15 protein-coding genes and 3 pseudogenes are annotated in these 19,995 nt (G+C 62.2%); 15 read left to right on the top strand and 3 right to left on the bottom strand.

Translation table 11 applies throughout. The features are described 5' to 3' along the window. Positions 1 to 809 precede the first annotated feature (809 nt). The 15 genes from PG896_RS17675 (at position 810) to nuoN (ending at position 17,845) form a co-directional block, all read left to right on the top strand. Positions 810 to 1,568 (top strand): flagellar motor protein, encoded by a 759-nt coding sequence (locus PG896_RS17675; protein WP_039038709.1) that lies wholly within the window; start codon positions 810 to 812, stop codon positions 1,566 to 1,568. Beyond that, positions 1,546 to 2,421: a flagellar motor protein MotB gene (locus PG896_RS17670; RefSeq protein WP_113978780.1), complete on the top strand. Its 876-nt coding sequence runs from the start codon at positions 1,546 to 1,548 to the stop codon at positions 2,419 to 2,421. The genes PG896_RS17675 and PG896_RS17670 overlap by 23 nt, the downstream gene beginning before the upstream one ends. A gap of 256 nt (positions 2,422 to 2,677) precedes the next feature. Then, positions 2,678 to 3,082 (top strand): NADH-quinone oxidoreductase subunit A, encoded by a 405-nt coding sequence (locus tag PG896_RS17665; protein ID WP_270836009.1) that lies wholly within the window; start codon positions 2,678 to 2,680, stop codon positions 3,080 to 3,082. Positions 3,083 to 3,111: 29 nt separating this feature from the next. Next, complete coding sequence (locus tag PG896_RS17660; protein WP_010675028.1) at positions 3,112 to 3,786, top strand: NuoB/complex I 20 kDa subunit family protein; 675 nt, start codon at positions 3,112 to 3,114, stop codon at positions 3,784 to 3,786. Positions 3,787 to 3,788: 2 nt separating this feature from the next. Then, complete coding sequence (nuoC, locus tag PG896_RS17655; RefSeq protein ID WP_041211563.1) at positions 3,789 to 5,594, top strand: NADH-quinone oxidoreductase subunit C/D; 1,806 nt, start codon at positions 3,789 to 3,791, stop codon at positions 5,592 to 5,594. 72 nt (positions 5,595 to 5,666) lie between these two features. Then, positions 5,667 to 6,206 (top strand): NADH-quinone oxidoreductase subunit NuoE, encoded by a 540-nt coding sequence (gene nuoE / locus PG896_RS17650; RefSeq protein ID WP_010675030.1) that lies wholly within the window; start codon positions 5,667 to 5,669, stop codon positions 6,204 to 6,206. Further along, positions 6,203 to 7,588, top strand: a complete 1,386-nt coding sequence (gene nuoF, locus PG896_RS17645) for an NADH-quinone oxidoreductase subunit NuoF (protein ID WP_270836007.1) — start codon at positions 6,203 to 6,205, stop codon at positions 7,586 to 7,588. The genes nuoE and nuoF overlap by 4 nt, the downstream gene beginning before the upstream one ends. 57 nt (positions 7,589 to 7,645) lie before the next feature. Then, complete coding sequence (gene nuoG, locus PG896_RS17640) at positions 7,646 to 10,375, top strand: NADH-quinone oxidoreductase subunit NuoG (protein WP_270836006.1); 2,730 nt, start codon at positions 7,646 to 7,648, stop codon at positions 10,373 to 10,375. Further along, complete coding sequence (gene nuoH, locus PG896_RS17635) at positions 10,372 to 11,337, top strand: NADH-quinone oxidoreductase subunit NuoH (protein ID WP_103857953.1); 966 nt, start codon at positions 10,372 to 10,374, stop codon at positions 11,335 to 11,337. Before nuoG ends, nuoH begins: the two co-directional genes overlap by 4 nt. A gap of 90 nt (positions 11,338 to 11,427) precedes the next feature. Then, the gene (gene nuoI, locus PG896_RS17630) at positions 11,428 to 11,970 is read left to right on the top strand and encodes an NADH-quinone oxidoreductase subunit NuoI (RefSeq protein WP_010675034.1); all 543 of its coding nucleotides are present in this window, start codon (positions 11,428 to 11,430) and stop codon (positions 11,968 to 11,970) included. A 9-nt stretch (positions 11,971 to 11,979) separates the two neighbouring features. Continuing rightward, positions 11,980 to 12,519: an NADH-quinone oxidoreductase subunit J gene (gene nuoJ / locus PG896_RS17625; protein WP_010675035.1), complete on the top strand. Its 540-nt coding sequence runs from the start codon at positions 11,980 to 11,982 to the stop codon at positions 12,517 to 12,519. A gap of 79 nt (positions 12,520 to 12,598) precedes the next feature. Beyond that, on the top strand, positions 12,599 to 12,907 hold the full coding sequence (gene nuoK / locus PG896_RS17620; protein WP_010675036.1) for an NADH-quinone oxidoreductase subunit NuoK: 309 nt from the start codon (positions 12,599 to 12,601) through the stop codon (positions 12,905 to 12,907). Next, the gene (gene nuoL / locus PG896_RS17615; protein ID WP_270836004.1) at positions 12,904 to 14,751 is read left to right on the top strand and encodes an NADH-quinone oxidoreductase subunit L; all 1,848 of its coding nucleotides are present in this window, start codon (positions 12,904 to 12,906) and stop codon (positions 14,749 to 14,751) included. The genes nuoK and nuoL overlap by 4 nt, the downstream gene beginning before the upstream one ends. 69 nt (positions 14,752 to 14,820) lie before the next feature. Further along, entirely contained in the window at positions 14,821 to 16,338 is a 1,518-nt protein-coding gene (nuoM, locus tag PG896_RS17610; RefSeq protein ID WP_103244619.1) for an NADH-quinone oxidoreductase subunit M, read from the top strand. A gap of 43 nt (positions 16,339 to 16,381) precedes the next feature. After that, complete coding sequence (gene nuoN / locus PG896_RS17605) at positions 16,382 to 17,845, top strand: NADH-quinone oxidoreductase subunit NuoN (RefSeq protein ID WP_039038715.1); 1,464 nt, start codon at positions 16,382 to 16,384, stop codon at positions 17,843 to 17,845. A 356-nt stretch (positions 17,846 to 18,201) separates the two neighbouring features. Here the strand turns inward: nuoN and PG896_RS17600 are convergent. From PG896_RS17600 to PG896_RS21255, 3 pseudogenes are all read right to left on the bottom strand, one after another. Beyond that, positions 18,202 to 19,148 (bottom strand): annotated as a pseudogene (locus PG896_RS17600) (IS3 family transposase); the annotation flags it as partial. A gap of 173 nt (positions 19,149 to 19,321) precedes the next feature. Next, positions 19,322 to 19,660, bottom strand: a pseudogene (locus PG896_RS17595) (transposase); the annotation flags it as partial. 91 nt (positions 19,661 to 19,751) lie between these two features. After that, positions 19,752 to 19,908 (bottom strand): annotated as a pseudogene (locus tag PG896_RS21255) (IS4 family transposase); the annotation flags it as partial. Positions 19,909 to 19,995 lie beyond the last annotated feature (87 nt).

The raw sequence follows: 19,995 nt of genomic DNA, 5'->3' as shown, positions 1-19,995 counted from the left end.
GAAAGTGTGCTAACGCCAGGAATCGCATGCGTTTCCTGGCGTTGGTTTCTGCCTTGGCGAGGGCCAAGAAATCGATTAGATCGGACATACTGAGTACAGTGAAACCAGAATAGAGCAATTAGATCACATCTTTAATCTGATTGGTATAATCCCTCCCTCACCGCCAGATAAAGTAAAAGGCCCCGTCTTGCGACGGGGCCTTTTACTTTATCTGGCGATGGGCGGCTCGGTTCGACCCCTGTTGACAGGCGGGCAGGATAGCCCGACTGGACGGCCAGGGGCGAGCGCCAGGGATGACGCGAGTCAATCCCGACCCAGCGTACAGCTTGAAGAACTGACCTCAGGATCGGTTTTTGCTTCAAGGTGTCTGCCAACCCCCTGGCAGGAGAAACCCGTCATCGGCGGAGCCAGAAAAAACGGTTTGCCGCGATACCTGGCCGAGTGCCGCCCAGCCAATCCCATCCCTTCCGCCTCTCTGATCTCTGCCGACAGGGGAGATGCCCCGAGGGCAGCCAGCCCTTTCTCGTTGACAGCTTATCACGCCAAGCAAAGAGAAAATGACGATATAAATAACCAACATACTCTCACGAATAGCACAGTATATTGTGATATCACCTGGATAACTGCCTCGTCCTGCCATACCAGCGCCGTCAACCTGCTCTGCTGACCAGGCGGCACAGGCCGATGCCACCGGACACTACCGGGTCTGCGCAACCTCTCGGATATTGCTCACCGATTGGATATCGTTTTGAAAAACTGATAGTTAAATGGCTACACTAGCCTCACACATCGCATAGGGATATGGACAAATGAGTCTTATTGGCTTGCTGCTGGCCCTGGCAGCCATTCTGGGTGGCAACATGATAGAAGGGGGGCACCCCAGCGCCCTGCTCGATCTGCCCGCCTTTCTCATCGTGATCGGCGGTACCGTCGGTGCCGCACTGACCCAGTTTCCCTTCTCCGTGGTTGGTAAAACCCTCAAGCGCTTCAAGTGGCTCATCACTCCCCTGCGCCTCGACATGCTGGAGCAGGCCCAACTGCTTGAAACCCTGGCGGGCAATGCACGGCGCAGCGGCATGCTGGCACTGGAGGGCATGATCGACGACATCAAGGATCCCTTCCTGCAAAAAGGGGTACAGATGATGGTCGATGGCTACGAGAAGACCAAAATCCACGAGGTACTGGAAAACGAGATCGAGTTCGAGCAGGAAGATATCGAACAGACCGTCAAATTCTACGAGGCCATGGGGGGCTACTGCCCGACCATGGGGATCGTCGGGGCCGTATTTGGCCTCATTCACGCCATGGGCCTGCTGGATGCCCCCGACAAGCTGGGGGGCGCCATCGCGGTGGCCTTTATCGCCACCATCTACGGGGTGTCGGCCGCCAACCTCATCTTCCTGCCCTTCGGCAACCGCTACAAGTCGTTTGCCCACCAGATCCGCCACTACAAGGAGATGACCCTCACCGGCATCCTCTGCATCGTGGACGGCGAGTCACAGCAACGGCTGCAAGTGACCCTTGAGCCTTACCTCGGAGGCCACAGTGGCGAAAAAGAAAAAGGCTGAGGCGCCGGAGAACCACGAACGCTGGCTGGTCTCCTACGCCGACTTCATGACACTGCTGTTCGCCCTGTTCGTGGTGCTCTACTCCTTCGCCATGGCCAAGCAGTCGGAGACTCGCGTGCTCATTCAGGGCTTTATCGAATCTCTTGGCAAGATAGGGCTGGTTTCCCTTCCCGCCGGCTCCCCCGTGATGCAGGGGGGCACAGGCATACTGGAACCCGAGTCCAAGACCACCCCCAATACCTCCCAGAAAGAGCAGGTGCTGGATACCCAGACGCCCGCAGCAGCGGCCGACCCTTTCAACGAGACCATCGGCTCCTCGGAGAAACCTGCGGCCACGGAGTCCTGGCCCCACAAGACCAAGGAGCAGGATTGGGTCACGGTCACCAAGCAGAAGCTGGATCAGCAGCTCAAGAGCCAAATCGAGTCCAAAGAGATCGAGGTGGAGCAGCTTGGCAGCCAACTGGTCATCCGCATCGGCGAAAAGACCTTGTTTCCGGCCGACTCCGCCTTCTTGCAGCCCCAGTTCATTCCGCTGGTCAACAAGGTCTCGGACGTGCTGGCGGACATCCCCGGCATGGTGGTGGTCACCGGTCACACCGACAACTCCCAGGCGCCGGTGGAGCTCTATCGCAACAACTGGGAGCTGTCGGTGCTGCGGGCGGCCACCATCACCCACACCCTGCTGACCAACCCCAAGCTGGATTCACGACGGCTGATCGCCCAAGGGGTGGCGGATACCCAACCCCGTTATCCAAACGATACCCCGGCTCACCGCCAAGCCAACCGCCGGGTGGAGATCGTGCTCTCCCAGGGCAAGGCGGCAGAGCAGAGCCTCCCCGTTCTCCAACCCTGAAACAGACCCCGCCATGCGGGGTCTTTTGTTTCCTGCCATCCCCCTGATTTTCAAACTATCCGGTTTTTTTCTGCTACATAAAAACGATTGAAAACAATTCTCAAACGAGAAAGTTGACCCCGCTAGCAAAACACGATTTTCATCCCGTTGATTAATAATTAATCCTTTGAAATGACATGTAAATCAGTACGAAAGTGGCATACTACGTAACATCATTGTTAAGTCACATGATTAATTTGGTTAGGGAAAAACCTATATGTTTGCTGATATTGCCGTCCAGCACAGGGCTTTTGCTGTCTATGTCATTGGCGCCATCTGTATCTGCTTGACCATGATAGGCCTGGCGGCCTTGCTGGGGGGACGCGCCTATGGCCGTGCCAAGAACAAACCCTTCGAATCCGGTGTGGATTCCGTCGGCAACGCCCGCCTGCGCTTCTCCGCCAAGTTCTACCTAGTCGCCATGTTCTTCGTCATCTTCGATGTCGAAGCCCTCTATCTCTTTGCCTGGTCCGTCTCCGTTCGGGAGAGCGGCTGGGTCGGCTTCATCGAAGCCACCATCTTCATCACCCTGCTGCTGGTAGGCCTCCTCTACCTGTGGCGCATTGGTGCCCTCGACTGGGCCCCGAAAAAGCGTGTCCTGACTGACAAGAAACCAGACTGAACTACCGATTATCTCTTTGAGGTTGCACCATGAAGTACACCCTGACCCGGATTGACCCGGATGCGCCCGTTGAGCGCTACCCCCAGGAACAGCGCCAGACCGTCGATGATCCACTGGCGCAGCAAGCGACCCGCGGCATCATGATCGGGCGCCTCGAAGAGGTGCTGCAAGACACCGTCAACTGGGGCCGCAAGAACTCCCTCTGGCCCTACAACTTCGGCATCTCCTGCTGCTACGTGGAGATGTGTACCGCCTTCACCTCTCCCCACGACGTGGCTCGCTTCGGCGCTGAGGTCATACGAGCCTCCCCCCGTCAGGCCGACTTCATGGTGATTGCCGGCACCCCCTTCATCAAGATGGCCCCTGTCATCCAGCGGCTCTATGAGCAGTTGCTCGAGCCCAAGTGGGTCATCTCCATGGGGGCCTGCGCCAACTCCGGCGGCATGTATGACATTTACTCCGTGGTACAGGGGGTGGACAAGTTCCTGCCGGTCGATGTCTACATTCCGGGCTGCCCGCCCCGCCCCGAGGCCTTCCTGCAAGCCCTGATGCTGCTGCAGGAGTCCATCGGCAAGGAGCGCCGCCCCCTCTCCTGGGTGGTGGGGGATCAGGGGATCTACCGTCCCCAGATGCAATCCGAGAAGGAACGCAAGCGCGGCGAGCGGATCAACGTGACCAACCTGCGCACGCCGGATGAGATCTGATCATGAAACTGACTCGAGAATTCCCAAGCAATTACACCATGGCCCAGTGGCAAACCGCCGATCACGCCGATGCCCAGGTGGTCGGCGAGCTGTTCGCCCACTTCGGTGCCGAGCGCTTCACCGTGCAGAGCACCCGTACCGGCGTACCGGTCATCTGGCTCTCCCGGGATCTGCTGCTGGACGTGATGGGCTTCTTGCAAAAGCTGCCCTCCCCCTTCGTGATGCTGTTCGATCTCAGCGCCACCGACGAACGGATGCGCAGCCATCGCCACGGCCTGCCGGAGAGCGACTTTACCGTCTTCTATCACCTCATCTCCATCGACCGTAACGCCGACGTGATGCTGAAGGTGGCGCTCAAGGAGAGCGATCTCCATCTGCCCACCGTCAGCCGCCACTTTCCCAACGCCAACTGGTACGAGCGGGAAGTGTGGGATCTGATGGGGATCACCTTCGATGGCCACCCCCATCTGACCCGCATCATGATGCCCAAGAGCTGGCAAGGGCACCCCCTGCGCAAGGACTACCCGGCGCGCGCCACCGAGTTTGATCCCTTCATGCTCGATGCGGTCAAGCAGGATCAGGAGCAGGACAACCTGCTGTTCAAGCCGGAAGAGTGGGGCATGGCCCGCGGCAACGAGAACGAGGACTACATGTTCCTGAACCTCGGGCCGAACCACCCCTCCGCCCACGGCGCCTTCCGCCTGGTGCTGCAACTCGACGGGGAAGAGATCCGCGACTGCGTGCCCGACATCGGCTATCACCACCGCGGCGCCGAGAAGATGGGCGAGCGCCAGTCCTGGCACAGCTACATCCCCTACACCGACCGGGTCGAATACCTGGGCGGCGTGATGAACAACCTGCCCTATGTGCTGGCGGTCGAGAAGCTGGCCGGCATCAAGGTGCCGGCGCGGGTCGACATGATCCGGGTGATGATGGCGGAGCTGTTCCGCATCCAGAGCCACCTGCTGTTCCTTGGCACCTACATTCAGGACGTGGGGGCCATGACCCCGGTCTTCTTCACCTTCACGGACCGCCAGAAGATCTACACCATCATCGAGGCCATCACCGGGGCCCGCATGCACCCGGCCTGGTTCCGCATCGGCGGCGTGGCCCACGATCTGCCTGCCGGCTGGACCCGCCTCATCCAGGACAACCTGTTGAGCTGGCTGCCCAAGCGGTTGATGGAGTATGAAAAGGCGGCCATGCGCAACAGCATACTGCGGGGCCGCACCATAGGCGTCGCCGCCTACAACACGGCCCAGGCCCTGGCCTGGGGCACCACGGGGGGCGGTCTGCGGGCCACGGGGCTCAACTTTGACGTGCGCAAATGGCGCCCCTATTCCGGTTACGATCAGTTCGAGTTCGAGGTGCCGGTGGGTAGCAACGGGGACGCCTACGACCGCGCCACCGTGCGCATCGAGGAGATCCGCCAGAGCCTGTCCATTATCGAGCAGTGCATGAAAAACATGCCTGAGGGCCCCTTCAAGGCGGATCACCCGCTCACCACGCCACCGCCCAAAGAGCGCACCCTGCAGGACATCGAAACCCTGATCACTCACTTCCTGCAAGTCTCCTGGGGGCCTGTCATGCCGGCCGCCGAGTCCTTCCAGATGATAGAGGCGACCAAGGGGGTCAACAGCTATTACCTGACCAGCGACGGCTCCACCATGAGCTACCGGACCCGGATCCGCACCCCGAGCTTTGCTCACCTGCAGCAGATCCCCTCGGTGATCCGCGGCCAGATGGTGTCGGATCTTATCGTCTACCTAGGCAGTATCGATTTCGTTATGTCAGATGTGGATCGTTGAGTCCTCTCGCCCCGGCAGCCGGGGCGAAGGGCAAGACGCGCAGTAAAGGGACAAGCCACAAAAGGTCAAGTCATGAGCCAATGTCAGTGTCACAATAACCAGACCCCACAAGGGCAAGGGGCATGCAGCAGCCAGCAGGGAGATTTCGTCCTGAGCCAGGCTGAGCGCGATGCCATCGAACACGAGAAACACCACTACGAAGATCCCCGTGCAGCCAGCATCGAAGCGCTCAAGATAGTGCAACAGGCCCGTGGCTGGGTGCCTGACGGCGCCATTCACGCCATCGGCGCCGAGCTCGGCATCCCCGCCAGCGACGTGGAAGGGGTCGCCACCTTCTACAGCCAGATCTTCCGCCAGCCGGTGGGTCGTCACATCATCCGCGTCTGCGACAGCATGGTCTGCTACATCAACGGCCACGAGCAGCTGCTGGCCGGTCTGAAAGAGGTCGTCAATCTGGCCCCCGGCCAGACCTCCCCGGACGGTCGTTTCACCCTGCTGCCCGTCTGCTGTCTCGGCAACTGCGACAAGGGGCCGGCCATCATGATCGATGACGACACCTACGGCGGGCTCGACGCCGTCAGCCTGCTCAAGACCTTGGAGGCCTACCCATGAGCATCCAGCCAGGCAAGACACTCGCCTCCCTCGGCACCGCCAACCGCATCCCCCGCGCCGCCGAGACTCACCCGCTCACCTGGCGCCTGCGGGACGACGGCCAGCCGGTCTGGCTCGAGGAGTACCAGGCCAAGCAGGGCTACGAGGCCGCCCGCAAGGCGCTGAGCCAGATGAGCCCGGACGACATCGTCAGCACCGTCAAGGACGCCGGCCTCAAGGGGCGCGGCGGCGCCGGCTTCTCCACCGGGGTGAAGTGGGGCCTGATGCCCAAGGACGAGAGCATGAGCATCCGTTACCTGCTCTGCAACGCCGACGAGATGGAACCCAATACCTACAAAGACCGCATGCTGATGGAGCAGCTGCCCCACCTGCTGATCGAGGGGATGATCATCTCGGCCAAGGCCCTCAAGGCCTACCGTGGCTACATCTTCTTGCGCGGCGAGTACGTGGATGCCGCCATCCACCTGCGCCGCGCCGTGGAAGAGGCCAAGGCCGCGGGGCTCCTCGGCAAGAACATCCTGGGCTCGGGCTTTGACTTCGAGCTGTTCGTCCACACCGGCGCCGGTCGCTACATCTGCGGCGAAGAGACGGCGCTTATCAACTCCCTGGAAGGACGGCGCGCCAACCCGCGCGCCAAGCCCCCCTTCCCCGCCGTCTCCGGCGTCTGGGGCAAGCCGACCTGCGTCAACAACGTCGAAACCCTGTGCAACGTCCCCGCCATCATCGGCAACGGTGTGGCCTGGTATCAGGGGCTGGCACTGCCGGGTTCGGAAGATCACGGCACCAAGCTGATGGGCTTCTCCGGCAAGGTGAACAACCCCGGCCTCTGGGAGCTGCCCTTTGGCATCACGGCCCGCGAGCTGTTCGAGCACTATGCCGGCGGCATGAAGCCCGGTTATCGCCTGAAAGCCTGGCAGCCTGGCGGCGCCGGTACCGGCTTCCTGCTGCCCGAGCACCTGGATGCCCAGATGTATGCCGGCGGCATCGGCAAGGTCGGCACCCGGATGGGAACGGGCCTCGCCATGGCGGTGGACGACAGCATCAACATGGTGAGCCTCTTGCGCAACATGGAGGAGTTCTTCGCCCGCGAATCCTGCGGCTGGTGCACCCCCTGCCGCGACGGCCTGCCCTGGAGCGTCAAGCTGCTGCGGGCGCTGGAGCGGGGCGAGGGCCAACCCGAGGATCTCGCCACCCTGGAGCAGCTGGTCAGTTTCCTGGGCCCGGGCAAGACCTTCTGCGCCCATGCCCCCGGCGCCGTCGAGCCCCTTGGCAGTGCGATGAAGTACTTCCGGTCCGAATTCGAGGCCGGGGTCAAGGCGCCCCACGACAATCACAAGCTGTTCAAGGGTATCCAGCCCAACCTGCTGGGCGAGCGCTGGTAAGCGCCAGGACGCATCGGGCAATAGCCGATTTCATAAAACAGGTTTCAGGGAAGTTGTATGGCAACCATTCATGTAGACGGTAAAGAGTACGAGGTAGACGGGGCAGACAACCTGCTGCAAGCCTGTCTGTCGCTGGGTCTGGACGTCCCCTATTTTTGCTGGCACCCGGCGCTGGGTAGCGTCGGTGCCTGCCGCCAGTGCGCGGTCAAACAGTATCAGAATGCCGACGACAAGCGCGGCCGCCTGGTCATGTCCTGCATGACCCCCTCCACCGATGGCACCTATATCTCCATCGAGGACGAAGAGGCGAAGGAGTTTCGCAAGACGGTGGTGGAGTGGCAGATGACCAACCACCCCCACGACTGCCCGGTGTGTGAAGAGGGCGGCGCCTGTCACCTGCAGGACATGACGGTGATGACCGGCCACAACAGCCGCCGCTATCGTTTCACCAAGCGCACCCACCAGAACCAGGATCTGGGCCCCTTCATCAACCACGAGATGAACCGCTGCATCGCCTGCTACCGCTGCGTGCGCTACTACAAGGATTACGCCGGCGGCGAGGATCTCGGGGTCTATGGCGCCCACGACAACGTCTACTTCGGCCGGGTCGAGGATGGCACCCTGGAGAGCGAGTTCTCCGGCAACCTGGTGGAGGTCTGCCCCACCGGCGTCTTCACTGACAAGACCCACTCCGAGCGCTACAACCGCAAGTGGGACATGCAGTTCGCCCCCAGCATCTGCCAGGGGTGCTCGGTTGGCTGCAACATCAGCCCGGGTGAGCGCTACGGCGAGCTGCGCCGCATCGAAAACCGCTTCCACGGCGCCCTCAACCACTACTTCCTGTGCGATCGCGGCCGCTTCGGCTACGGTCACGTCAACCTGGCCGACCGCCCGCGCCAGCCCCTCTTGCAAGATGGCGGCGACAAGCTGGCCATCACGGTGGACGGTGCCCTGAACCGCGCCGCGGACGCCCTGCGCACCGCCTCCGGCGTCATCGGCATCGGCTCGCCCCGCGCGTCTCTTGAGAGCAACTTCGCCCTGCGCGAGCTGGTGGGCGCCGCCAACTTCTACTCTGGTGTTGAGCAGAGCGAGTGGGCCTGCCTGCAGAAGATGCTGCAGATCCTGGAGCAGGGCGGTGTGCGCACCCCCAGCCTGCGCGACATGGAGGAGGCCGACGCCGTGCTGGTGCTCGGCGAGGACGTCACCCAGACTGCCGCCCGCATCGCCCTGGCCCTGCGCCAGGCGGTCAAGGGCAAGGGCCGCGAGATCGCCCGCAAGCTGAAGGTGGATCTCTGGCAGGTCGCTGCGGTGCAGACCCTGGCCCAGAACGAGCGCTATCCCCTGCTCATCACCAGCCTGGACGCCACCCGTCTGGACGACGTGGCGAGCGGCACCCTGCACGCCCCTCACGCGGATCAGGCGCGCCTCGGCTTTGCCATCGCGCACCTGCTTGACGGCACCGCCCCGGCGCCGACGGATCTCGCCCCCGAGCAGCAGGCCCTGGCCACCCGCTGGGCCGAACTGCTGGGCAGCGCCAGGAAGCCCCTCATCATCGCAGGCAATGGTGCCCGTTCACTGGCGCTGATCGAGGCGGCCAGCAACATCGCCCGCGCCCTCAAGGGCCGCGGCCAGGCCGTGGAGCTCGCCCTGGTGGCCCAGGAGGCCAACAGCCTGGGGCTGGCCATGCTGGCCCGGGATGCCGCCCCGCTGGAGAGCGCCCTCGAGCGTATCGAAAGGGAGGAGCAGCTCGCCCTGGTGGTGCTTGAGAACGATCTCTACCGCCGTGCGCCGCGCAGCCGGGTGGATGCCGCCCTGGATCGCCTGCAGCACCTACTGCTGGTGGACCACCAGGACACCCAGACCGCCAAGAAGGCGAGCCTGGTGCTGCCCGCCGCCAGCTTCGCCGAAGGCGACGGGACGCTTATCAACATGGAAGGCCGCGCCCAGCGCTTCTTCCAGGTCTATTCCCCCGCCTTCTACAACGCCGACATCCAGGTGCGCGAGGGCTGGCGCTGGCTGGCCGCCCTGCAGGGGACGCTGGCGCGCAAGCCCCTGCGCTGGAGCACCTTCGACGACGTGAGCGCCGAGTGCGCCGCCAGCACCCCGCAGCTCAGCACCATGCGCGAGCCTGCTCCCAACGCCGGCCTGCGCATCCGCGGCATGAAGCTCGCCCGCGAGCCGCACCGCTACAGTGGTCGCACCTCCATGCTGGCGAACCAGAACGTGAGCGAGCCCAGAGTCGCCCAGGATCCCGATTCACCGTTCGCCTTCTCCATGGAAGGCTACGCCGGTGCCCGCCAGCCCCTCTCCCAGGTACCGTTTGCCTGGGCGCCGGGCTGGAACTCCCCCTCCGCCTGGAACAAGTTCCAGGACGAGGTGGGTGGCAACCTGCGTGCCGGGGATCCCGGTCGCCGCCTGCTGGAGCCGGGCGAAGGCAACCTGGGCTGGTTTGGCGCCATCCCGGCCCCCTTCCTGCCCGCCGCATCCCTCCAGGTGGTGAGCTATGACCAGCTGTTCGGTGGCGAGGAGCTCTCCGCCAGAAGCCCGGTCATCCAGGCTCGCATGGGGGAACCCACCCTGGTACTGAACCCGGCGGATGCCGCACGCCTGGCACTGTCCCCTGACGCACTGGTGGCCTTCTCCTGGGGTGGCAACCACTGGCGCCTGCGTCTTCGCCTGAGCGATGCGCTGGCTCCGGGCCTGGCAGGGTTGCCACTCGGGGTGAACGGCCTGCCGACCGCCCTGCACCACGCCCTGATCGATAACCTGCAGGAGGTCATCGCATGAGCGACTCTCTGATGGATCTGCTGATCGAGGTCGGCAAGGCCCTGGTCGTGCTCGTGGGGATCGTGGGGGCCGGCGCCTTCATGAGCTTCATTGAGCGCCGCCTGCTGGCACTGTGGCAGGACCGTTACGGCCCCAACCGGGTTGGCCCCTTCGGCCTGCTGCAACTGGCGGCCGACATGGTCAAGATGTTCTTCAAGGAGGACTGGATCCCGCCCTTTGCGGATCGCCGGATCTTCGTGCTGGCCCCCATCATCGCCTTCACCGCCTTCATCCTGGCGTTTGCGGTGGTGCCCATCACCCCCACCTGGGGCGTGGCGGATCTCAACGTGGGGCTGCTCTATATCCTGGCGATCGCCGGGCTGGCGGTCTATGCCGTGCTGTTCGCCGGCTGGTCGAGCAACAACAAGTACTCCCTGCTCGGCAGCCTGCGCGCCTCGGCCCAGACCCTCTCCTACGAGGTGTTCCTTGGCCTCTCGCTCATGGGCATCGTCATCCAGACCGGCAGCTTCAACCTGCGTGACATCGTCGAGGCCCAGGCCGGCATGTGGAACGTGATCCCCCAGATCCTGGGCTTCATCACCTTCCTGTTTGCCGGGGTCGCCGTCACCCACCGCCACCCGTTTGACCAGCCGGAGGCCGAGCAGGAGCTCGCCGACGGCTATCACATCGAGTACGCGGGCATGAAGTGGGGTCTCTTCTTCGTGGGGGAGTACATCGGCATCGTGCTGATCTCTTCCCTCATCGTGACCCTCTTCTTCGGTGGCTGGCACGGCCCCTGGCTGCCGCCCTTCATCTGGTTCGCCCTGAAGACAGCCTGTTTCATGGTGTTCTTCATCCTGCTGCGGGCCTCCCTGCCCCGCCCGCGCTTCGACCAGGTGATGTCCTTTGGCTGGAAAGTGTGCCTGCCCCTGACCCTGCTCAACATGCTGGTCACCGCTGCCGTGGTGCTGATGAATGCGTGAGCAAAACGAGATGGACATGACGATGATTCGGCCGTCTGCGGCAAGGAAACGCTCAGACGCCAGTGCTGATAAATGTGCAGTGAGGCACCTATGAAAATTACGAGCATTATCAAGGGTGTTGGCACCCAGTTGCGCAGTCTTGGGATGGTCTTCTCCCATGCCTGGCGCCCCCGTGAAACCCTGAGCTACCCGGAGCAGCCGGTCTACGCCGCCCCCCGTTTTCGCGGTCGCATCGTACTGACCCGGGATCCCGATGGCGACGAACGCTGCGTGGCGTGCAACCTGTGTGCGGTCGCCTGCCCGGTCGGTTGCATCTCCTTGCAGAAGTCGGAGCGGGAAGATGGCCGCTGGTACCCGGAGTTCTTTCGCATCAACTTCTCCCGCTGCATCTTCTGCGGCCTGTGCGAGGAGGCCTGCCCCACCACCGCCATCCAGCTGACGCCGGATTTCGAGATGGGGGAGTATCGTCGCCAGGATCTGGTGTACGAGAAGGAAGATCTGCTGATAAGCGGCCCCGGCAAATACCCGGACTACAACTTCTACCGCATGAGCGGGATGGCCATCGACGGCAAACCCAAAGGGGATGCCGAGAACGAAGCCAAGCCCATCGATGTCAAGAGCCTGCTGCCCTAGGAGTCAATCATGGAACTGGCATTCTATGCCGCGGCCCTGGTCGCCGTTTACAGCACGCTGCGGGTGATCAGCACCAGCAACCCCATGCATGCGCTGCTCAATCTCATCATCTCCCTCATCGCCGTGGCCATGATCTTCTTCTGCCTGGGCGCCGCCTTTGCGGGGGCCCTGCAGGTGATCGTCTACGCCGGCGCCATCATGGTGCTGTTCGTGTTCGTGGTGATGATGCTGAACCTGGGGAGCGCCCAGGATCAGGAGAAGAAGTGGCTCACCCCCATGACCTGGGGTGGCCCGGCCCTGCTCTCCCTCATTTTGCTGGGCTTTCTGGCCCACGGCATTCTCGGCGTGACCGGCGGTGAACTGGGTCTGACCGAGGTCAGCGCCAAGGAGGTCGGTATCGCCCTGTTCGGCCCCTATGTGCTGGCGGTGGAGCTCGCCTCCATCCTGCTGCTGGCGGGTCTGGTCACCGCCTATCACCTGGGCCGCGAGGACAAGAGCGGGGAAGTGCTCTCCGTGCCTCGCACCACACAGGAAGGAGGTCAGCAATGAGCGACATCCCCGTGGTGAGGCATGGCTCGCTGCCGGCAGCCCGCCCCCTTTCCATCCAGCAAGCACAAGGAGCATGGCGATGAGTGGAATTCCCATGGAGCACGGCCTCCTGCTGGCGGCCATTTTGTTTGCCATCGGCCTGTGCGGCCTGCTGATACGCCGCAACCTATTGTTTATCCTCATGAGTATCGAAATCATGATGAACGCGTCCGCCCTGGCGTTCGTGGTGGCGGGTAGCCGCTGGGCCCAGGCCGACGGCCAGATCATGTACATACTGGTGATTTCTCTGGCGGCAGCGGAGGCCAGTATCGGCCTCGCCCTGTTACTGCTGCTCTATCGTCGTTACCACACCCTGAACGTGGACACTGTGAGCGAGATGCGCGGATGAGCCTCCTATTTCTGACTTTCCTGTTCCCGCTGCTGGGATGGCTGCTGCTGGCCTTCTCCCTCGGCCGCCTCGGCGAGCGCACCTCGGCGCTCATCGGTGTCGGCAGCATCGGTCTCTCGGCCCTCACTACCCTGTGGGTCGGCATCGATTTTCTCAATACCATGCCGGAAGGCGGCGTCTATACCCAGACCCTGTGGCAGTGGATGACGGTGGGCGAGTTCCAGCCCGCCTTCCGTCTCTCCCTGGACGGGCTGTCACTGACCATGCTGGGGGTCGTGACCGGGGTGGGCTTCTTCATCCACCTGTTCGCCTCCTGGTACATGCGTGGGGAAGAGGGGTATTCACGCTTCTTCACCTACACCAACCTCTTCATCGCCAGCATGCTGTTCCTGGTGCTGGCCGATGACCTGCTGTTCGTCTATCTGGGCTGGGAAGGAGTGGGGCTGTGCAGCTACCTGCTGATCGGCTTCTACTACAAGGATCGCAACAACGGCGCCGCCGCCCTCAAGGCGTTCGTGGTGACCCGGGTCGGCGACGTCTTCCTCGCCATCGGGCTCTTCGTGCTCTATCGCGAGCTCGGCACCCTCAACATTCACGAGCTGCTGGTGCGCGCCCCCGCGATGTTCGCAGAAGGCTCCCCTGCCCTGTCGTTCGCCTGCCTGATGCTGCTCGGCGGCGCGGTCGGCAAATCCGCCCAGCTGCCGCTGCAGACCTGGCTGGCGGACGCCATGGCGGGCCCGACCCCGGTCTCGGCGCTGATCCACGCGGCCACCATGGTGACCGCTGGTGTCTATCTCATCGCCCGCACCCACGGCCTCTTCCTGCTGGCACCGGAGATCCTCCATCTGGTGGCCCTGGTCGGTGCCATTACCTTGGTACTGGCGGGCTTCGCCGCCCTGGTACAGACCGACATCAAGCGGATCCTGGCCTACTCCACCATGAGCCAGATTGGCTACATGTTCCTGGCCCTGGGGGTCGGTGCCTGGGAAGGGGCCATCTTCCACCTGATGACCCACGCCTTCTTCAAGGCGCTCTTGTTCCTCTCTGCCGGGGCCGTGATCAATGCGACCCACCACGAACAGAACATCTTCAAGATGGGGGGGCTGCGCAAATCGCTGCCACTGGTCTATGCCTGCTTCCTGGTGGGGGGCTCGGCCCTGGCCGCGCTGCCGCTGGTGACCGCCGGTTTCTACAGTAAGGACGCCATCCTCTGGCAGGTGCAGGCCAGTGGCCAGAGCGCCCTGCTGTGGGCCGGTCTGGGGGGGGCTTTCCTGACCTCCCTCTACACCTTCCGCCTCATCTTCATCGCCTTCCACGGCAAGGCGCAGACCGAGGCGCACAAAGGTCACGGCCTTGCCCACCATCTGCCACTGCTGGTGCTGCTGGTGCTCTCCACCGGCGTCGGCGCCCTCATCGTGCCGCCGCTCGCCGGAGTACTGCCGGCAGGCCCCGGGGATCACATCGAAGAGGGACGCCATGGCCTCGAGATCCTCTCCGGCGTCATCGCCGTGGCAGGCATTGCGCTGGCCGCCTTCCTCTTCCTCGGCGAACGTCGCCTGGCGAAGGGGATCGCCGAGAGTGCACCGGGGCGGGCTCTGTCCACCCTCTGGTTCAATGCCTGGGGCTTTGACTGGCTTTATGACCTGATTTGGGTCAAACCCTACCTGCTGGCGACTCGCCTGCTCGGCAAGGATCCGCTGGACAGGGTGATGAACCTGCCCGCCGTGCTGGCCCAGGGGGGGCATCAGCTGCTGGCCTGGACCGTCTCCGGCAAGTTGCGCTGGTACGCAGCCTCCATGGGGATGGGCGCCGCCCTGATCCTGGCCCTGCTGCTGCTCGGCTGATCCATGAGCCCAATATTGTGTGGCAGGCTCAGCGCCTGCCCGACTAGAACCTAGATGAGAGCTGATATCGTGACCTTACTCTGGATCTTGCTAATTCCCTTCATCGGCGGCTTGCTCTGCTGGCAGATGGAGCGGCTCGGCGGACAGTTTGTCCGCTGGGTGGCCCTCGCCTCCATGAGCGCCTGTCTGGTGCTCTCCAGCGCCATCTGGCTCGGTGGTGACTTCACCCTCGCCAGCCCCGGCCTCCCCGTCTGGGCAGCCGAGTGGCAACAACCCTGGATCCCCCGCTTCGGCATCTCCCTGCACCTCGCCGTGGACGGGCTGTCGCTCCTGATGGTGATCCTCACCAGCTTCATCGGCGTGCTGGCCATCCTCTGTTCCTGGAAGGAGATCGTCCAGCGCATCGGTTTCTTCCACCTCAACCTGCTGTGGATCCTGGGGGGCGTGCTCGGCGTCTTCATGGCGGTGGATCTGTTCCTCTTCTTCTTCTTCTGGGAGATGATGCTGGTGCCGATGTACTTCCTGATCGCGCTCTGGGGCCACTCGGTCACCGATGGCAAGTCGCGCATCAACGCCGCCACCAAGTTCTTCATCTACACCCAGGCGAGCGGCCTCATCATGCTGGTGGCCATCCTGGGCCTGGTACTGACCCACCACGCCGCCACCGGTGTCTTCACCTTCAACTATCAGGAACTGCTCAACACCCCCATGAGCAGCACGGTACAGTGGCTGCTGATGCTGGGCTTCTTCATCGCCTTCGCGGTCAAGATGCCCCTGGTGCCACTCCATGGCTGGCTCCCTGATGCCCACAGCCAGGCGCCCACCGCAGGCTCCGTGGACTTGGCGGGCATCTTGCTGAAAACCGCGGCCTACGGCCTGCTGCGCTTCACTCTGCCGCTTTTCCCCGAGGCGTCCGCCGAGTTTGCCCCCTACGCCATGGTGCTCGGCCTCATCGGCATCGTCTATGGCGCCCTGCTGGCCTTTGCCCAGACCGACATCAAGCGGCTGGTGGCCTACACCAGCATCTCCCACATGGGCTTCGTGATGATCGCCATTTACTCCGGCAGCGAGCTCGCCCTGCAAGGCGCCGTGGTGCAGATGATCGCCCACGGGCTCTCGGCCGCCGGCCTCTTCATCCTGTGCGGCCAGCTCTACGAGCGCCTGCACACCCGGGATCTGCGCCAGATGGGCGGTCTCTGGGGACGGCTGCGCTACCTGCCCGGCGTGATGCTGTTCTTCTCCGTCGCATCCCTCGGGATGCCGGGGACCGGCAACTTCGTCGGCGAGTTCCTGATCCTCATCGGCAGCTTCCAGGTGGCCCCCGTCATCACCGTCATCGCCACCTTCGGGCTGGTGCTGGCCTCGGTCTACTCCCTCATCATGCTGCAACGGGCCTGCTTCGGGACGCCCCGGGAGGAGAGCATGCTCAAGGGGCTGGATACCCGGGAACTGACCATGATGCTGACCATCGCCGGCCTCTTGGTGCTGCTCGGTCTCTATCCCCAGCCGGTGCTCGACACCGCCAGCAGCAGCCTCCTGAGCGTGCTGCACTGGTACGCGCTGCCGGGCACGGGGGCGCTGCAATGATGCTTTCTCTTTCGCCTTCCTTGTCCATGTCGGGAGCACTGTCATGACGTTTACTGTTTCTCAACTGCTGGCCCTGCTGCCCCTGTTGCTGACCACGGGGGCCATGGTGGCCCTGATGCTGGCCATCGCCTGGAAGCGCTGTGACGACACCGCCTTCGTGGTCACCATCATCGGCCTCAACCTCGCGCTCTTCTCCCTGCCCATCGTGATGGCCCAGGGGGATCAGGGGGTCACTCCCCTGCTGCAAGTAGACGCTTACGCGGTCTTCTACATGGGGCTGGTGCTCATCGGGGCCCTGGCCACCTGTACCTTCGGTCGCACCTGGCTCAAGGGCTATCCGGACAACCGGGAAGAGTTCTACCTGCTGCTGCTCATCGCCACCGCAGGTGGTCTGGTGCTGGCGGCCTCCCGTCACCTCGCCTCGCTCTTCATCGGGATCGAGATGCTGACCCTGCCCATGTTCGGTCTGGTGGGGTATGCCTATCGCGAGCGGCACTCGCTGGAAGCCAGCATCAAGTACATGGTGCTCTCCGCCAGTGCCACCGCCTTCCTGCTGTTCGGCATGGCACTGCTCTACGCCCAGGCCGGAAGCCTGAGCTTCAGCGATCTCGGTGTGACACTGGCCCAGAGCCCGGCTCACCATCCGCTGCTGATGGGGGGCTTTGGCCTGATGCTGGTCGGCTTTGCGTTCAAGCTGTCCCTCGCCCCCTTCCACCTCTGGACCCCGGACGTCTATGAAGGGGCGCCGGCACCGGTGGCCACCTTCCTCGCCACCGTGAGCAAGATAGCCGTGTTCTGCGTGCTGCTGCGCTTCTACCTGGCGGTACCCGCCACCTCGGATCCCATGATCCACTGGCTGCTGGCGGCCATGGCAGTCATCTCCATCGTGGTCGGCAACCTCCTGGCGCTGATCCAGACCAACATCAAGCGGATGATGGGTTACTCCTCCATCTCCCACTTCGGCTATCTGCTGGCAGTGGTGGTGGCAAGCCGCCTCGGCGAGATGCCGGTGGAAGCGGCCGGCGTCTATCTGCTGATGTACCTGTTCACCAGCCTGGGGGCCTTCGGCGTCATCAGCATGATGTCCAGCCCCTATCGCGGCAAGGATGCGGACTCCCTGCACAGTTATCGCGGTCTGTTCTGGAAGCGCCCCTATCTGACGGCGGTGATGACGGTGATGATGCTCTCCCTCGCGGGTATCCCCATGACGCTGGGGTTCATCGGCAAGTTCTACCTCATCGGCGTCACCGTCGATGCCAAGCTGTGGTGGCTCAGTGGCGCCATCGTGCTCGGCAGTGCCCTGGGGCTCTACTACTACCTGCGGGTCATGGTCACCCTCTACCTGCGTGAACCCGGCATGCAACTACGCGATGCCAGGGCCGACTGGGCCTTCTCCTCCGGGGGCCTGGTGGTGCTGCTCTCCGCCATTCTGGTGGTCTTGCTCGGCATCTACCCCCAGCCTGTCATCAGCCTGGTGCAGGGCTTCCAGCACGTGGTGCTGCGTTAAGCCCCTGGCACACAACAAAAACCGGCCCCTGAGGCCGGTTTTTTTATCTCCCGGGGTGCCGCTCCTTGTGGCATTCCGGTTCAGGATACCAACCCCCTCCCCTCTCTACGCTGCTCTAACCGCTGCGTATCTGCAACCGGCCATCGACTCACAGGATTGAAGAACGCCTCAGAACGCCTCACTCGCCCTATGAAAAGACCGGCCACTGGGGCCTAAGCTGGTCAATCAAGGGGACTCACGTGGCGCAGGTGCTAAATAGGTTGCACCCTCCCCTTGTTCACTCCATGGGCATGAAGTGGCAATACAGGGTGACAACCCCTGTTTTGTGGAGCAGGAAGTGAATCGCCCCGGCTTCTCTAGACACTTTCGAGCCGCTCGAAATATTGCTTTTCACACTCTACTGGCGATAGCCCATGGTTGAAACTGTGCCGGCGCTTGGGGTTGTAAAACATTTCAATGTAATCGAACACATCCTGCCGGGCTTCCTCGCGATCCGCATAGGTTTTACGTCGGATCCGCTCGCGTTTTAGGAGCTGGAAGAAACTCTCCGCCACCGCGTTATCATGACAATTGCCACGTCTGCTCATGCTGGCCTTAAGCCGATGATCCCGCAAAAAATCCTGCCAGTCATAGCTGCTAAACTGGCTCCCTTGGTCGGAATGAACCAGCACTTCCTGCTCCGGTCGCCGTCGCCACACCGCCATCAGTAACGCGCTGATAGCCAGCTCTCGGTCGATACGTGGCCCCATTGACCAACCAATGACTTGTCGTGAGAACAAATCCAATACCGCGGCCAGATAGAGCCAACCTTCATGGGTTCGGATATAAGTGATGTCTGTTACCCAGACCTTATTTGGCTCAGTCACATCGAACTGGCGTTCAAGATGGTTCGGTGCAACCACCGTTGGCCGGCCACCATAATGACCGGGACGGCGGCGATAACCGGTTTGTGAACGTAAACCTTCATGACGCATTAATCGCGCCACCCGGTGTTTCCCACAGGTCTCGCCCATCTCTCGCAGGTCATCCCGGATCTTGCGATAACCATAGATGCCCCCGCTTTCTAGCCAACATTGCTTGATCTGGCCAAGAAGGCGTTGGTCTTCCAGGGCTCGGGCAGATAAAGGCTGGTGCTGCCAGGCGTAATAACCGCTCGGGTGGACATTCATCATCCGACACAGTCTGCGGATGGGATGTGCGGACGCGTGCTCCCGGATGAAGGCGTACCTTACCCTGACAGCTTGGCAAAGTACGCGGCGGCCTTTTTTAAGATATCTCGCTCATGCGTATTCCGGTGAAGTTGAACAGTGATTCCGGAATCTGTGAACACCATTTCCGGAAAGTATGCGGCCAGGTATTCTGCGAGCAGAAGCTGAGCTTTGAGGGGAGGCATCTTTTCGACTCACCGAACAAGCCAGCAGCCAAGCGCAGCGCGGCAGTTGTGGGTCCAGGTCATTGGAGCATGACGGTTCATCTGACATCAGAGTTCGCGCTCTGAGGTGTCCGGAAACGGTGTACACGCAAGCCGGAATCAGCGTTCATTTTAAACCGGAATAGGTGTTCATTTTCGACCGGAATATGCAGCTCATCGGTGACGCGACGCAGTTCAGCCTTGAGGCGCCGAATTTCGGCTTGCTGGCTGGAGTCATCCTGTTGCTGCGCTTCGGGTTGGCTGTAGCGTTTGATCCAGACATAAAGACTGTGGCTGGAAATACCAAGTCGTTCAGCGACCTCTGCTACTGGGTAATTGCGCTCAGTCACCTGCTTGACGGCTGCCAGTTTGAATTCTTCTGTGTAACGTTGCTGCTTGCTCATAACACCTCCTGATTGACCTCAGTTTGAGGCTCTTGAGGTGTCTAGGAAAGTAGGGGCGATTCATTGTTCATCCCTATAAATGCACAAAACCTTAAGTGGCGATTCCATTTAAAGCTCCTTCCAAGGTCCTGTTATGTATCGATTTTCCCTGTGTAATTCGGAAGGGATACTTTACCAAGTAATTGGAGTCCCTTATTCCTGTCAGTGCTCTATGGGCCACAGTTCTTCGACGCTTTCAGCATCGACAACTCACTCGCCCATAAAAAAAGGTTCTTCGCGGGATCTTGGGGAAGTGGAAGTTGACAGACAGGGTGCTGGTAAACTGGCTGTCTCCA

This window comes from Aeromonas sp. QDB30 (assembly GCF_027707645.1).
Lineage (GTDB): Bacteria > Pseudomonadota > Gammaproteobacteria > Enterobacterales > Aeromonadaceae > Aeromonas > Aeromonas caviae.
Note: the sequence above shows the minus strand (reverse complement) of the source record. Positions and strands in the feature narration are given on the sequence as shown.

Excerpts from the sequence above, each read along its gene's own strand:
- nuoJ (WP_010675035.1), top strand. The coding sequence starts at position 11,980 with ATGGAACTGGCATTCTATGCCGCGGCCCTGGTCGCCGTTTACAGCACG.
- PG896_RS17660 (WP_010675028.1), top strand. The coding sequence starts at position 3,112 with ATGAAGTACACCCTGACCCGGATTGACCCGGATGCGCCCGTTGAGCGC.
- PG896_RS17665 (WP_270836009.1), top strand. The coding sequence starts at position 2,678 with ATGTTTGCTGATATTGCCGTCCAGCACAGGGCTTTTGCTGTCTATGTC.
- nuoG (WP_270836006.1), top strand. The coding sequence starts at position 7,646 with ATGGCAACCATTCATGTAGACGGTAAAGAGTACGAGGTAGACGGGGCA.
- nuoC (WP_041211563.1), top strand. The coding sequence starts at position 3,789 with ATGAAACTGACTCGAGAATTCCCAAGCAATTACACCATGGCCCAGTGG.
- PG896_RS17675 (WP_039038709.1), top strand. The coding sequence starts at position 810 with ATGAGTCTTATTGGCTTGCTGCTGGCCCTGGCAGCCATTCTGGGTGGC.
- nuoL (WP_270836004.1), top strand. The coding sequence starts at position 12,904 with ATGAGCCTCCTATTTCTGACTTTCCTGTTCCCGCTGCTGGGATGGCTG.
- nuoK (WP_010675036.1), top strand. The coding sequence starts at position 12,599 with ATGAGTGGAATTCCCATGGAGCACGGCCTCCTGCTGGCGGCCATTTTG.
- nuoI (WP_010675034.1), top strand. The coding sequence starts at position 11,428 with ATGAAAATTACGAGCATTATCAAGGGTGTTGGCACCCAGTTGCGCAGT.
- nuoH (WP_103857953.1), top strand. The coding sequence starts at position 10,372 with ATGAGCGACTCTCTGATGGATCTGCTGATCGAGGTCGGCAAGGCCCTG.
- nuoE (WP_010675030.1), top strand. The coding sequence starts at position 5,667 with ATGAGCCAATGTCAGTGTCACAATAACCAGACCCCACAAGGGCAAGGG.
- nuoN (WP_039038715.1), top strand. The coding sequence starts at position 16,382 with ATGACGTTTACTGTTTCTCAACTGCTGGCCCTGCTGCCCCTGTTGCTG.
- nuoF (WP_270836007.1), top strand. The coding sequence starts at position 6,203 with ATGAGCATCCAGCCAGGCAAGACACTCGCCTCCCTCGGCACCGCCAAC.